The organism is Virgibacillus siamensis, assembly GCF_039522605.1.
Classification (GTDB): domain Bacteria; phylum Bacillota; class Bacilli; order Bacillales; family Amphibacillaceae; genus Lentibacillus; species Lentibacillus siamensis.
On record NZ_BAAADS010000012.1, the window covers coordinates 203,177 to 217,756 of the forward strand.

The 14,580-nt window shown below is 41.6% G+C and carries 12 protein-coding genes, 1 other RNA gene and 1 other annotated feature; of the genes, 10 read left to right on the forward strand and 3 right to left on the reverse strand.

Annotated elements, in window-relative coordinates:
- Window positions 1-125 precede the first annotated feature (125 nt).
- From ABD010_RS09140 to dtd, 5 genes are all read left to right on the forward strand, one after another.
- Window positions 126-446 carry a LapA family protein gene (locus ABD010_RS09140; RefSeq protein ID WP_343812299.1) on the forward strand — a complete coding sequence of 107 codons (321 nt, stop codon included), beginning with the start codon at window positions 126-128 and terminating at the stop codon, window positions 444-446.
- A 57-nt stretch (window positions 447-503) separates the two neighbouring features.
- Window positions 504-2,834: a single-stranded-DNA-specific exonuclease RecJ gene (recJ, locus tag ABD010_RS09145; protein WP_343812301.1), complete on the forward strand. Its 2,331-nt coding sequence runs from the start codon at window positions 504-506 to the stop codon at window positions 2,832-2,834.
- Entirely contained in the window at window positions 2,824-3,336 is a 513-nt protein-coding gene (locus tag ABD010_RS09150) for an adenine phosphoribosyltransferase (RefSeq protein WP_343812303.1), read from the forward strand. Before recJ ends, ABD010_RS09150 begins: the two co-directional genes overlap by 11 nt.
- 217 nt (window positions 3,337-3,553) lie before the next feature.
- Window positions 3,554-5,755 carry a RelA/SpoT family protein gene (locus ABD010_RS09155; RefSeq protein ID WP_343812305.1) on the forward strand — a complete coding sequence of 734 codons (2,202 nt, stop codon included), beginning with the start codon at window positions 3,554-3,556 and terminating at the stop codon, window positions 5,753-5,755.
- Window positions 5,756-5,787: 32 nt separating this feature from the next.
- Window positions 5,788-6,234, forward strand: coding sequence for a D-aminoacyl-tRNA deacylase (gene dtd / locus ABD010_RS09160; RefSeq protein WP_343812307.1), 447 nt, complete (start codon window positions 5,788-5,790; stop codon window positions 6,232-6,234).
- An 85-nt stretch (window positions 6,235-6,319) separates the two neighbouring features.
- On the opposite strand, the gene ABD010_RS09165 is transcribed toward dtd, so the two are convergent.
- Window positions 6,320-6,724, reverse strand: a complete 405-nt coding sequence (locus tag ABD010_RS09165) for a GlcG/HbpS family heme-binding protein (RefSeq protein WP_343812309.1) — start codon at window positions 6,722-6,724, stop codon at window positions 6,320-6,322.
- A 195-nt stretch (window positions 6,725-6,919) separates the two neighbouring features.
- Here ABD010_RS09165 and fdhA point away from each other — a divergent pair, with 195 nt between their 5' ends.
- Window positions 6,920-8,140, forward strand: a complete 1,221-nt coding sequence (fdhA, locus tag ABD010_RS09170) for a formaldehyde dehydrogenase, glutathione-independent (RefSeq protein WP_343812311.1) — start codon at window positions 6,920-6,922, stop codon at window positions 8,138-8,140.
- Between the two features lie 244 nt (window positions 8,141-8,384).
- Here the strand turns inward: fdhA and ABD010_RS09175 are convergent, their stop codons facing one another.
- Complete coding sequence (locus ABD010_RS09175; protein WP_343812313.1) at window positions 8,385-9,428, reverse strand: N-acetylmuramoyl-L-alanine amidase family protein; 1,044 nt, start codon at window positions 9,426-9,428, stop codon at window positions 8,385-8,387.
- Between the two features lie 87 nt (window positions 9,429-9,515).
- On the opposite strand from ABD010_RS09175, the gene ABD010_RS09180 reads away from it, so the two are divergent.
- The 4 genes from ABD010_RS09180 to ssrS all read left to right on the forward strand — a co-directional run bounded on the left by ABD010_RS09180 (window position 9,516) and on the right by ssrS (window position 13,362).
- A complete protein-coding gene (locus ABD010_RS09180) occupies window positions 9,516-9,692 on the forward strand; it encodes a hypothetical protein (protein ID WP_343812315.1) in 177 nt (58 codons plus the stop codon).
- Between the two features lie 50 nt (window positions 9,693-9,742).
- Window positions 9,743-9,960: a binding site (T-box leader), on the forward strand.
- A gap of 56 nt (window positions 9,961-10,016) precedes the next feature.
- Window positions 10,017-11,297, forward strand: coding sequence for a histidine--tRNA ligase (gene hisS, locus ABD010_RS09185; protein ID WP_343812317.1), 1,281 nt, complete (start codon window positions 10,017-10,019; stop codon window positions 11,295-11,297).
- Window position 11,298: 1 nt separating this feature from the next.
- Entirely contained in the window at window positions 11,299-13,068 is a 1,770-nt protein-coding gene (aspS, locus tag ABD010_RS09190; protein ID WP_343812319.1) for an aspartate--tRNA ligase, read from the forward strand.
- A gap of 113 nt (window positions 13,069-13,181) precedes the next feature.
- Window positions 13,182-13,362: non-coding RNA, 6S RNA (ssrS, locus tag ABD010_RS09195), on the forward strand.
- A gap of 502 nt (window positions 13,363-13,864) precedes the next feature.
- Here ssrS and ABD010_RS09200 read toward each other — a convergent pair.
- Entirely contained in the window at window positions 13,865-14,518 is a 654-nt protein-coding gene (locus tag ABD010_RS09200; RefSeq protein WP_343812321.1) for an RsfA family transcriptional regulator, read from the reverse strand.
- Between the last annotated feature and the right edge of the window lie 62 nt (window positions 14,519-14,580).

A 14,580-nucleotide genomic window follows, 5' to 3' on the forward strand; every position in this document is an offset into this window, starting at 1 on the left:
CACGTCCAGCGACAGCGATTAGCGGCAAGTTATTTAGATTAATTCTGAAGCGGCGTTTTCAGATTAGATTCCATTCAAAGCGGGTAATTTAGTAAAATAGCTTGTAAGTGAAGGAGGAACTTCAGATGAGGGGACAATCGTATGTTATTCTAGCCATTATTTTCGTCATTATCATTGCAATTTTTGCCGTTATTAATGTGGAACCGGTGGAAGTGAATTATCTCTTTGATACCGGACAAGCACCGTTAATTTTAGTTATTTTATTTTCGGTACTGATGGGTTGTGTGATTGCAGCTGCTGTTGGTCTGGTTAAAATCATTCATCTGCAGCGGGAGAAAAAATCATTACAGCATGAAAACAATCAACTGAAGGAGACGTTAAAACAACATAACCTTTTGGATACGGATAAGAATGATACTACTAAAGAAAGAAAAAACGAAAAATAAACCTGATTGCTACCCTTGACTTACTTTTGTATAATAGGAAAAGTCAGGGGTGAATGTATGTTACAGAGCATGATGAAATGGAAATATAGAGAAATGATTGATGTTCCAGCAAGCTTGGAATCAAATAATATCTCCCCGCTCATTAAGGAACTGCTTGTACAGCGAGGGATTACAACTGATGAATCAGCACAGGAGTTTTTATCTCCTGACCTGAATCAATTAAACAATCCACGGAATCTGGCCAATATAGAACAGGCAGCTGATCGTGTCCATCAGGCAATTGCACATAACGAACGAATACTAATTTATGGTGATTATGATGCGGACGGTGTCAGTTCCACAACACTGCTTCTAAAAACGATGGAAGAACTTGGGGCAGATTTCGATTATTACATACCAAATCGCTTCACAGAAGGATATGGACCGAATGAGAAAGCCTTTCGTGAAGCTGCCCGTAATGGTGTTCACGTCATTATTACGGTTGATACAGGAATTGCTTCAGTAAATGAGGCAATGGTTGCTAAAGAATCAGGTATTGATTTAATCATTACTGACCACCATGAACCACAGGAACAGCTTCCGGATGCATTTGCCATCATTCATCCGAAATGTTCACCTGACTACAAGTTTAAGGAGCTGGCAGGTGTTGGCGTAGCCTTTAAATTTGCACAGCAGCTTTTGGGATATTTCCCCAACCAATTTCTTGATCTGGTAGCAATCGGAACTATTGCAGATCTTGTTCCGCTAAAGGATGAGAACAGGATTTTTGCATATTACGGCTTACAGTCACTGACGACTGCCAAACGTCCAGGTCTGAACGCTCTGAAGCGTGTGTGCAATATAAATGGTGATGTAAATGAAGAGGATGTTGGTTTCTCAATTGGACCAAGATTAAATGCGGTTGGAAGGCTTCAGGATGCTGAGCTGGCTGTTCAATTGCTGCTGACAGACGAACCGGATGAAGCGGACGACATTGCTGACATGGTGCAGTCGCTAAACAGGGAACGCCAGAAGATCGTAAGTAATATTGTCCAGGAAGCTAGACAAATGATTGATCCAATGGAAGATCAGGGAGTAATTGTTGTTGCGAAAGAAGGCTGGAATCAGGGTGTTTTGGGAATTGTAGCATCAAATCTGGTTCGGAAATATGACCGCCCGGCAATTGTTTTATCTATTCTACCGGAAACGGGACAAGCAAAAGGATCAGCAAGAAGTATTCCCGCTTTTAATTTATTTGAAAACTGTATGGAACTCCGGGAATTGTTTGCCGCTTTTGGAGGTCACTCCCAGGCGGCAGGAATGACAATTCGGACAGAAAATGTACAAACGCTCCGTGATGAATTAAATCGATTAATAAATCAGCAGCTTTCGGAAGAAGACTTTACACAGGAACTGGAAATCAGTAAAACGATCGCACTTCCTGAGATGAACGAACTGCTTGTTAATGAGATTTCCCAGCTGGCCCCTTTTGGCATGGGTAACCCGAAACCGATTTTTCAATTAGACCATCTACCGATAGACGCCAGACAAATTGGCAGCAGAAAGAACCATTTGAAAGTTCAGTTCAGACAGGAAAATATGTCGATTGATGGTATCGGGTTTGGACTTGGCCATTTGTATCCGTTTATTTCATCCGGTACTGATATTTCTGTGGCCGGGGAGATTGGGATCAATGAATGGAATGGGAATAGAAAGGTTCAATTAGTCATAAAAGATATGAAAATTGAAGGTAAGCAGCTGTTTGATCACCGGGGCAGGAAGCAGATTGATATTGCGCCATTCGTCGATGGCAAGGCTTCTCATCTAGCCGTATTTAATAAAATTCCTGATGAGAGAAATTATATACCGGAAGAGATCAGGTGTATTACATACGAAACAGATATAGACAGTCTCGGTAAAGAAGATACGGTCTACTTGTACGATCTGCCGGAAAATTTAAACACACTCCGGCAGTTAATTGAAAAGATTGATCCGAACAATTTACATGCATGCTTTTATTTGAACAATAGTGCATACATGAATCATTTTCCGACCCGGGATGACTTCAAATGGTTCTATGTGCTTGTTATGAAGAAAAAGGAAATAAATCTGAATGATAATGTTGATATGATTATGCGCGCGAAAAATTGGACGAAAGAACAAGTTCTGTTCATGTCTGACGTGTTTTTTGAATTAGGTTTTGTTAGAATGGAAAAAGGTATTATAACGATTAATTCCAATCCGGTAAAACGTGATTTGACGGAATCAAGTGCGTATCAAAAGCGGATAAACCGGGCTGAAATTGAGAAGGTACTGTACTATTCCAAATACGAGGAATTAAGAAATTGGTTTTTGAGTTGTGTACAGGGTTGCGACATATCCAGGGAGGAAGTAGCAAATGGACTATAAAAAATATATTAAAATTGTGGAAGATTGGCCGAAAGAAGGAATTCAATTTAAGGATATCACGCCATTAATGGATAATGGTCCTGCATATAAATCTGCAGTGGATGAGATTGTGAAATATGCCCGTGAACGGGATATTGATCTTGTTGTAGGACCTGAAGCTAGAGGGTTTATTATCGGATGCCCTGTATCCTACGCATTGGAGAAAGGTTTTGCTCCGGTTCGAAAAGAGGGCAAATTACCGCGTGACGTAATTAAGGTTGATTATGGATTGGAATACGGACAAAATGTACTGACCATCCATAAAGATGCAATTAAACCTGGGCAGCGGGTGCTTATTACGGATGACTTGCTTGCAACAGGTGGTACAATAGAAGCAACCATTCAATTAGTAGAAGAGCTTGGAGGCGTTGTTGCCGGCTGTGCTTTTCTTATTGAACTATCCTATCTGAACGGTGCGGAAAAGCTTCGGGGCTATGATGTATTGACACTAATGAGCTATTAAATCAGATAGTGAACAGGTCTGACATATTGTCAGGCCTGTTGCTTAACTTTATAAAGCCAGAAAGTTGAATTTTTTAAATGACCTTATGAGTAAACTTGAACTTTTGCCATGATTGGTGAAAAGCTTCTAATATTATTTGTTTTTTTGTTTCATTTATGTAAAAATTTCGATACAAGAAAAATGTATTCTCTGCATCAGGTTAAGGTAAGGTGATTATATGGCAAAGGAAGATATTCTGACAATTGAAGATGTGTTGAACAAGGCTCGCCGTTATCTTGCCGAGGATGATGTGAAATTTCTCCAGCGTGCATACAATTATGCTGCGAAAGCACATGAAAATCAGTTCCGAAAATCCGGTGAGCCTTATATTATTCATCCTGTTCAGGTTGCCGGAATCCTGCTTGATCTGGAAATGGACCCGGAAACTGTAGCAGGCGGATTTCTGCATGATGTCGTAGAGGATACTGATGTCACAACGGAAGACCTTGAAGGGTATTTTAATCATGAAGTCGCTATGCTGGTGGATGGTGTAACAAAACTCGGGAAAATTAAATACAAATCAAAAGAAGCCATTCAGGCTGAGAATCACCGGAAAATGTTTGTGGCAATGGCAAAGGACATACGGGTTATTCTGATAAAACTTGCTGATCGTTTGCATAATATGCGTACATTGAAACATCTTCCTCCCCAAAAACAGCGTCGGATTTCCAATGAAACATTGGAAATTTTTGCCCCGTTGGCACACAGGCTGGGAATATCCACGATAAAATGGGAACTGGAAGATACGGCATTGCGTTATTTAAATCCGCAGCAGTATTACCGGATTGTCCAGTTGATGAGACAGAAAAGGGAACAACGGGAATCTTATATTGATGAAGTTATGACGGAGGTCGGGCGCCAGCTGAAAGATGTCAAAATTGAAGCTGACATTTCCGGCAGGCCAAAGCATCTATACAGTATCTATAGAAAAATGGCAAAGCAGAACAAACAATTTAACGAAATCTATGATTTGCTGGCTGTACGGATTATTGTCAATAATATTAAAGATTGCTATGCCGTTCTGGGGATTATTCATACATGCTGGAAGCCGATGCCTGGCAGATTTAAAGATTATATTGCTATGCCTAAACCTAATTTATATCAATCGCTTCATACAACGGTAATCGGACCTAAAGGCGATCCGCTCGAAGTACAAATCCGTACGAAGGAAATGCACGAAATTGCGGAATATGGTATCGCGGCACACTGGGCTTATAAAGAAGGGAGCCGTGTGTCAAAGGATAAAAAATCGTTTGAAGAAAAGTTGACTTGGTTCCGGGAAATACTCGAATGGCAAAGTGAAACACATGATGCTGAAGAATTTATGGAGACGCTAAAAGTGGATCTCTTTTCCGATATGGTCTATGTTTTTACTCCTAAAGGTGATGTGATTGAACTTCCATCCGGTTCTGTTCCGATTGATTTTGCCTATCGGATTCACACGGAGGTAGGGAATCAGACGATCGGGGCGAAAGTAAATGGAAAAATGGAGCCGTTAGACTATCAGCTTCATAATGGAGACATTATAGATGTAATGACTTCGAAACATTCGTATGGTCCATCACAGGATTGGCTGAAAATCACGCAAACTTCCCAAGCCAAAAGCAAAATTAAACAGTTTTTTAAAAAGCAACGCCGGGATGAAAATATCGGTAAGGGCAAAGAGGCGGTTGATAAGGAAATTCGGGCTCTTGGTGTTGAGCCTAAAGAAGTGTTAACGCAGGAGAACCTCAACCGTGTATATGAACGTTTTAATTTTGTAAATGAGGACGATATGTACGCCGCTGTTGGTTACCAGGGAATAACGGCAGCTTTAATTGCAACACGTCTCACCGATAAACTTCGCCGGACGAAACAGAAGGAACAGAATCTGGAAGAGACGCTGGAAGAAGTGAAGAGCGAAACCACGTTTAAAAGGAAACAAAAACGGGATTCCGGTGTCCGGGTTGCGGGTGTCGATAACATGCTTGTACGTTTGTCAAAATGCTGCAATCCTGTCCCCGGTGATAAGATTGTTGGATACATCACGAAAGGCAGAGGGGTCTCTGTTCATCGGTCTGACTGCCCGAATATTCAATCAGAGGAGGCCCAACAGCGTTTTCTTCATGTGGAATGGGAAAATAATCAAATTGAGAAAAAACAATATCATGTGGACCTGGAAATTTCAGGTTATGACCGGCGAGGGTTGTTAAATGAAGTTTTGCAGGCTGTAAATGAAACAAAAACAAATATTACCCATGTTAATGGCAAATCAGATCGGAATAAGATGGCAACCATTCACATTACAATTCTTATTCATAATACGAGTCATTTACGAAGGATTGTTGATCGCATTAAGCAAATTAAAGATGTTTATACGGTTACACGTACAATTCAATAAACAAAGTACTTTAGACAAAGGGGTACCATGCAATGAAGGCAGTAGTACAATTGGCAAATCATGCAAACGTTTCTGTTGAAGATAAACTAACCGGAAGTATTGATTTTGGGTTTGTTGTTCTGTTAGGAGTGACACACGATGACACAGAAGCGGATGCGCAATATTTAGTGAATAAATTAGTTCATCTGCGGATTTTTGCTGATGAAAATGGAAAAATGAATCGATCATTGAAAGATGTCAATGGCGATGTTTTGTCCATTTCCCAATTCACACTTTTCGCTGATACACGTAAAGGCAGACGGCCGAGTTTTGTACAGGCAGCGAAGCCGGACCAAGCATTAGAACTTTATAATTATTTTAACCAACAGATTGAGGAACAGGGAATTCATGTCGAGACAGGTGAATTTGGTGAAATGATGGGCGTGCAATTGACAAATGAGGGACCTGTCACGATTATTCTGGACAGTAATGAAAAATGAGAAGTTAAGTTCAATAAAAAGATGACCACTATTTTGTATATACAAAGTAGTGGTCATCTTTTTATGTTGGACGATAAGTATCTTTTTATTTAAAAGCATTAACCGCTGCTTCGGCTACTTGGACATCCTGTGGGACTGCTCCGCCGCTGACGCCTACAGCACCTACCACTTTTCCGTCCTTTTTCAGTGGGATTCCACCACCGAAAACGACAATTTTTCCCTGATTCGTTGTGTTAAGGCCCCAAAGCTCTGCATTAGGAACGGTTGCTTCTTCCAGGTTCGATGTAGGCATTTTGAGGGCTACTGATGTCCAGGCCTTATTCCAGGCAATATCCACACTTGCAAGCCATGCATCATCCATTCGGTGAGCTGCGATCAGATTTCCGCCATCATCAAGTACTGAAATGACCATTTGCACCCCAATTTTATCCGCTTCTTTTTCAGCGCTGTCAATCAGCTTTTTTGCTATTTCTAAATTTAAATTGTCCATTTCAACCATCCTTTCTGTCATAAACTTGTTCCTTTTCATTGGAGGGTTTTCCCATTTTATTATGAAACAAAACAAGATTCTATTAAATTTTGGGAATAAATTAAATTTTTTAGTTTTATAAGTCAATATCAGGGTAGAGGATGAAGAGGGTCTTTGTGACCTGTTTACACATAACACATGAAGGAGGTTTTTTTGTTGGCGGATAATCGTGGTGTAGTCTACACAGGAGAGGGGAAAGTGGAAGTACAGGATATCGCATATCCTGATTTGGTGCTGCATGAAGGACCGGGAGTGCCAAAGTCCAATGCGGGCAGGAAATGCGAACATGGGGTAATTCTCAAAAATATCGTTACCAATATTTGCGGCAGTGATCAGCATATGGTTCGCGGTCGTACTACTGCCCCGTCAGGTCTGGTATTGGGACATGAAATTACCGGTGAAGTGATTGAAGTTGGGCGTGACGTGGAATTCATCAAAAAAGGCGATATTGTTTCTGTACCGTTTAATGTTGCTTGTGGGCGTTGTAAAATGTGCCAGCGTCAGGATACACATATCTGTCTGAATGTTAATCCGGAACGACCGGGCGGTGCATATGGTTATGTTGACATGGGCGGCTGGGTAGGCGGCCAGTCTGAATATGTGATGGTTCCGTACGCCGATTTTCAGCTGTTGAAATTTCCGGATAAGGACAAAGCCATGGACAAGATTCTTGATCTTACCATGTTATCGGATATTTTTCCCACGGGCTACCATGGTGCCGTCAGTGCCGGTGTGACTACAGGTTCAACCGTTTATGTTGCAGGTGCAGGGCCGGTTGGACTGGCTGCAGCACATTCAGCGCAATTACTTGGTGCAGCAGTGGTTATTGTTGGTGATTTGAAAGAAGAACGGCTGAAACAGGCAAGAAGTTTTGGCTGCGAGACGATTAACTTACAAGAACATGACGATGTTGGCGAACAAATCGATCAAATTCTTGGTGTTCCTGAAGTGGATTGTGCCATTGATGCAGTCGGTTTTGAGGCATACGGACATGGAACAGATCATAAAGATGCGCCGGCGACAGTACTTAATACGATGATGGATGTTGTTGAGGCGGGTGGAAAATTTGGGATTCCAGGTTTGTATGTGACGGAAGATCCAGGTGCAAAAGATGCGGATGCAAAACAGGGATCATTAAAAGTCCGATTTGGATTGGGATGGTCAAAAGCACATTCATTTACTACGGGACAAACTCCTGCAATGAAGTATCAACGTCAATTAATGAATGCCATTCTCGGTGGAAAAGCGGATATCGCAAATGTCGTGAATGCAACTGTAATATCGCTTGATGAAGCTCCACAAGGTTATGCAGATTTTGACAGCGGTGTTGCGAAAAAGTTTGTCATTGATCCCCATGGAACGTTAAGCAAACATTGATAAAAAGTTTAATTAGAAATACACTTTACTTTGAATAAGAAAAGGAAGCCGTGGCCGATTCTGTACGCTCGGATGGGCCGCAACAAGCAAAGGTTTTGTCCAAAATTGGATAAGCCTTTGCTCGATTTTTGGCGAGTACCGTTATGAAAAAATGTCATGCATTCATACCATCCAAATCAGCAGTAAATCGACTAATATATCGTCGCTCTCTTTTGAGGAATGCCAGCAAGTTCATAATTTCAGTTTATTGATTTCTGAAGTACCGGTTCAGTCCATTGACAATGCCGGAAACAATTTTTTTCTGATAGGCACTCGTTTGCAACAGTTTTTCTTTTTCTGAGTTGGAAATAAAACCCAATTCTAATAATGTGGCAGGTTTGAAATTTTGCCTGATAACCTGGTAATCCGCAAACTTACTGCCCCGGTTTCGCGCCCCCGTTTCCTTACTCACTTCCTCTATTACATAACGGGCAAGATCCTGATATTGATCATGGTAGTAATAGGATGAAATACCAGTAACACTTGGCATTTCTGGGAAGCTGTTGTAGTGAATACTGATGAAAGCGTCTGTTTGATTCAGATTCGAAAGGCTTGTCCTGCTTGCCAGTGAAACAAATTCATTTTTTCCCCTTGTCACCTTTACCTTGGCTCCAAGCACTGTCAGCTCATGTTTCAATTCTTTCATGGTTTTGTATGTGAAACGTTTTTCATATGTTCCGTCTGCTCCAATAGCCCCTGTATCCCGCCCACCGTGTCCGGCATCGAGGATAATGGTTTTGTTTTTAATGGAGTCGTGTGAATCAGAATGTTGGCCATTCAGGATATCCTTCAGTATGAAACCAGTTAAGCCGTCATTGGAAATCTCATACCATTTTTCTGTTTCCGATATAATTTGAAACTTCTCATTTTGTTCAGCAAATCCGACAATATCAAAGGTGGTGGCAGGACCACTGCGAAGATGGACATTTTCTTTGGATAAGGTAACTGTTTTTCCAGTCTGGATGGATTGTTTCTTGGCTGAGTAGGATTGAATCGTGACATATTGTGATGCAATCCAGCCTTTTTGACCCTGAAGCCTGATTTGTATCCATTTATCTTGTTGCTGAATCATGGGGTAGACATCTCCTGAATGGACTTGTGTAATCATTTCATGTTGTGTTCCCGGCCCGTTACGCACATTCAGGATATCCGAGTTAACAACCACAGAAGCATTTTCTTTTGATGCTGCCATTGAAAAAATAAGCAGACCTGTAATGGACAAAACGAAAATCAATTTTTTAATTGGCAACGAACCTCCTCCATCTGTCTGTTTTACCTATGATAATAAATATTTGATAAATAGGCAAAACTAATGGAACCAAGGGAGGAATGTACTGTGCGTTATCACGAAAAACAATGGAATGCAACAATGAATAATCATGATATGTTTGGTGTCAACTTGCACCATTTTATGGAATTGGAGAAAGATCATAACCACATGGAAATAGCTGAAGAGTTCGGAATTTCAGTGGGTGAAGTGAAAATGTTGAAGAAAAAGATTGTTCGCTCTTGACATTAACATGCCAAGCAATTATGATAATAGTCATATTAAATGATCAATGAATAAAACCGGTGATGGAAAGAGTAATTGAAACCCACGTGGAAAGAGAGAAAATGTCCCAGGCTGAAAACATTTTTGCACGATGCTTCAATGAAAGACATTCCTTAGGCTTTGTACTGAAATACGGATGTAGGTACAAACGTTTTGCAGGCGTTAACTGTGCAGAGTGGATGCAATGGCATCAACCAGGGTGGCAACGCGGGTAACTCCCGTCCCTTTATTATAAGGGACGGGAGTTTTATATTGGTAATTAATTTGTGTATAGGGGATGATGAAATGAGTTTTAAAGCGCCAAGAGGTACGGTTGATATTTTACCGGAAGAATCGGTTAAATGGGACTATGTTGAAAAGCAAATTAAGGATATATGCAGAAGGTATCATTTTGAAGAAATACGAACGCCGCTGTTTGAACATACAGAAGTTTTTCAGCGCGGAGTCGGTGATTCCACGGATATCGTCCAAAAGGAAATGTACACGTTTGAAGATCGCGGCGGCAGAAGTCTGACATTGCGCCCGGAAGGAACTGCTTCTGTCGTCCGGGCTTTTGTTGAAAATAAATTGTTCGGTAATCCGATTCAGCCGGTAAAATTATTTTATTTCGCTCAAATGTTTCGCTATGAACGACCGCAGAAAGGGAGAATGCGCCAATTAAATCAATTTGGTGTCGAGGTACTGGGCAGTGCGAACCCGGCAGTTGACGCAGAAGTAATTGATTTAGCCATGACTTGCTACAAAGAGCTGGGGTTAACATCATTGAAACTTGTTATCAATTCACTAGGTGACCAGGAAAGTCGATCCGATCATCGTCAGGCGTTGATTGACCATTTCACACCGCACAAAGACGAACTTTGTAAAGATTGTCAGACCCGCTTGACCCAAAACCCAATGCGGATTCTTGACTGCAAGACGGACCGTGATCATCCGGCAATGAAAACAGCTCCGTCGATTCTTGATTATTTGAATGATGAATCAAGAACGTATTTTGAACAGGTTCAGGGGTATTTAACAAGTATGGGAATTGAGTATGAAGTGGATCAGAATCTCGTTCGCGGATTGGACTATTACAATCATACTGCGTTTGAAATTATGAGTGAGGCAGATGGATTTGGGGCTATTGCAACGCTGGCAGGCGGTGGCAGGTATAATGGTCTTGTTGAGGAACTTGACGGACCGGCAACCCCCGGAATAGGGTTTGGTATGGGACTTGAGCGTTTATTGATGGCATTGGAAGCGGAAAATCAGGATATCCCGATTGATAAAAGTCTGGACTGTTTCCTTGTTGCCGCGGGAAGTGAAGCTGATAAACAGGCAATGAAGCTTATGCACAGCTTGAGAGAAAATGGGATTCAGGCTGATAAAGATTATCAGGGGCGTAAAATGAAGACCCAATTTAAAACAGCTGATCGCCTAAAAGCAAAATTTGTGCTGGTTATCGGTGACGATGAACTCGAAAAGCAAATCGTTACTGTAAAAGATATGATGACAGGTGATCAGAAGGAAATCCCTATGGAAAAACTGGATGAAACGATGCAGCAGTTATTGACAGGAGGCAAATGATATGACGGAACGTATTTTAAGTGGAACATTAACCCAGAAAAACGTGGGCGAAAAAGTGCTGTTAAAGGGTTGGGTGCAAAAACGACGTGATCTTGGCGGATTAATTTTTATCGACTTGCGGGACAAATCTGGTCTCGTTCAGGTAGTGTTTAACCCTGACAATTCCAAAGATGCCCTTGAGACAGCTGAAGCCGTACGAACCGAATATGTGGTTGAAATAACCGGAGAAGTAGTGAAACGGGATGAGAGTACTGTCAATGATGTAATGGCAACCGGGGAAATCGAGGTAATGGCAGATCGGCTTATTATTTTGAATAAGGCGAAGACACCGCCATTTCTTATCCAGGATCAATCTGATGTAACCGAGGACATGCGCCTGAAGTATCGTTACATTGATCTGCGCAGAAATGTTTTGCAGGATACATTTAAATTGAGACATCAAACTACACAATCAGTAAGGAAGTTTTTGAATAGCCAGGAATTTTTGGAAATGGAAACGCCCATTTTAACGAAAAGCACACCTGAGGGGGCCCGTGACTATCTAGTTCCAAGTCGTGTGCATGAAGGTGAATTTTATGCATTGCCACAGTCTCCGCAACTGTTTAAACAGCTGATTATGATGGGCGGATTTGAAAGGTATTATCAGATTGCCCGCTGTTTCAGAGACGAGGATCTCCGTGCTGACCGTCAACCGGAATTTACCCAGATTGATATTGAAACATCTTTTATGACCAGTGATGAGATAATGGAAATGACGGAAAAAATGATGAAACAGGTTATGAAAGAGGTTAAAAATATCGATATTGAGACACCATTTAAACGAATTCCATATGACGAAGCAATGGCACGGTTTGGTTCGGATAAACCGGATACGAGGTTTGGAATGGAGCTGATTCATGTTTCTGATATACTGGCAGATTCATCGTTCAAGGTTTTTCAGAGAGCCATCACTTCCGGCGGGAAAGTCTGCCTGTTGAATGTAAAGGAGCAGGCTGATAATTATTCGAGAAAAGACCTTGATAAATTGACCGATTTTGTGAAAGTTTATGGTGCCAAAGGATTGGCTTGGCTGAAGACAGAAGGAAATGATCTGAAAGGTCCGATTGCGAAGTTTTTGACCGAAGAAGAGAAGGCCGGCCTGATGGAACGGGCAGATGCATCTGATGGTGACCTGCTGCTGTTCGGTTCAGATAACACATCTGTTGTATATGATGCGCTGGGAGCGTTGCGTCTTAAACTTGGCCGGGAACTCGGTCTCATCGATGAGAGCCAATTCAATTATTTATGGGTGACAGACTGGCCGCTGCTTGAATATGATGAAGGTCTGAATCGGTATACTGCCGCGCATCATCCTTTCACAATGCCTGTGGATGAGAATATTGAAAAACTGAAATCCAATCCGGAAAGTGTTCGCGCGAATGCATATGACCTCGTATTAAACGGATATGAGCTTGGTGGAGGATCATTGCGGATTCATAAACGGGAGCTGCAGGATACCATGTTTGATGTTTTAGGGTTCACGAAAGAAGAAGCTGCAGAGCAATTCGGATTTCTGCTGGAGGCATTGGAATATGGAGCGCCGCCACATGGAGGGATAGCGTTGGGACTGGATCGGATTATTATGCTGCTGGCTGGAAGATCCAATTTACGGGATACGATTCTCTTTCCGAAAACCGCTTCAGCATCTGATTTACTTACTGATGCTCCCGACGAGGTCAGCCCAGCACAACTGGAAGAACTCGCTATTCAAGTTGACTTAAAAAATGATTAGAATGTGGCAATGTTGTATGAATGTAATTTTTGTAATCAATCCATTAAATTTAGAATATTGAAAAACGAAAATTACTATGGTAAAATGGATTTACAGTTAAAGAATGACGATAAGAAATCCTGATGTGTGCGTCTACTAAAATCGTTTTGACCGAACATCTATATACACGGGAGCCTGCAAAGTTTCCGTATTGCGTGCACGCCTCATTCGAGGAAGCATAATAAATATGGAGCAGGGCACCCACCTGCCGAGAGCGGGATCAAAACTTGAAAGGACGGCACGATTGGGATATGAAAAAACTCTTCTGCAGATAGAAGAGTTTTTTCTTTGCAGTTAAAAAAGAATAAAATCCATTCTTACTGCATAAGTGCAACTATGGCTGTCACCTAAAGGCTTTGAGATTCACTTTGACTTTCGCCATTATTGGCGATAAGTCAAGTTCATCTAATCTCATTGCGGATTAAGGAGGATCGGCTAACACCGCCGCGTTGCGCGGCAACGCCGACCCACACTAAATGGCAGGGCGCAGTTTGTACGTCGCTAAACGGGCGTTTCCGCTTTTGTTCTTGCATAGGAAACTATAAAATTTAATGCTTGTGGATAATTTTTATATTAATGAAAAGCCACGTCCGGCTCCAGCGCCCAGCAACTAGCAAACTTCACACTTCCTCACTACGATAAGTCAACATCGGTTCGCTTTCAGCTCACCGTGTTTCCTTTATCTCATTGCGGAGTGCTCCAGTTTGTACGTTGCTAAACGGGCGCTTACGCCTTTGTTCTTAGTATGCTATGTTTTCTAGTTATTGGAACTGTTTGCGACCTGTTGAAGATTGCCGTTCTTGTCCATTTTAAATGATGGTGATGTGAATGATCCCTGGTCCTCTAAAACTGTCATTTTTCTGGCGCGATCCATAATTTGCATGAATACCTGATAATCCTCTTGTACAGCTGCAAATTGTTTTTCTGTTTCAGCCAGTTTATTTTCCAGTTCCTCTACATGGTCCCGTAACATTTGGTTTTCTTTTTCAGTCTGTTCCAGTGATACTTTCGATTGATTGGAAGCATGATAGTCTTTTTTCAGTTTGGTTAAATACTGGATGACAGTATCCATGCTGAGTTCCGGTGTTTCTGATTTCTGTACGTCATTGTTTGTGACAGCAGTACGATGCGGAATAGCTGCAACTGTTTGTTTTGTGTTTGTTGCACTTACAGCCTGCGCACGTTTTTTCTCCTTCCGCTGACGTTTTGCTAGGTCGATAGCATTTTCATATTTTTCCCGGACTTCTGCGTTCCATCGAAATCCGCAGGCGGCTGAAGTCCTGTTCAGTTGATCTCCTACTTCTTCAAATGCATTTAATTGTGTGCTTCCTTCTCGTATATGGCGTAAGACCGTTTCTGCCAGTAACAGGTCATCTTCGTGTGACCAGGCATCCTGTCTGACTTTAACCATTTTTTCATCTCCTTTTCCAAATCGGCATGTATACATAGATTTAAATCTTTATGTCTATTGTG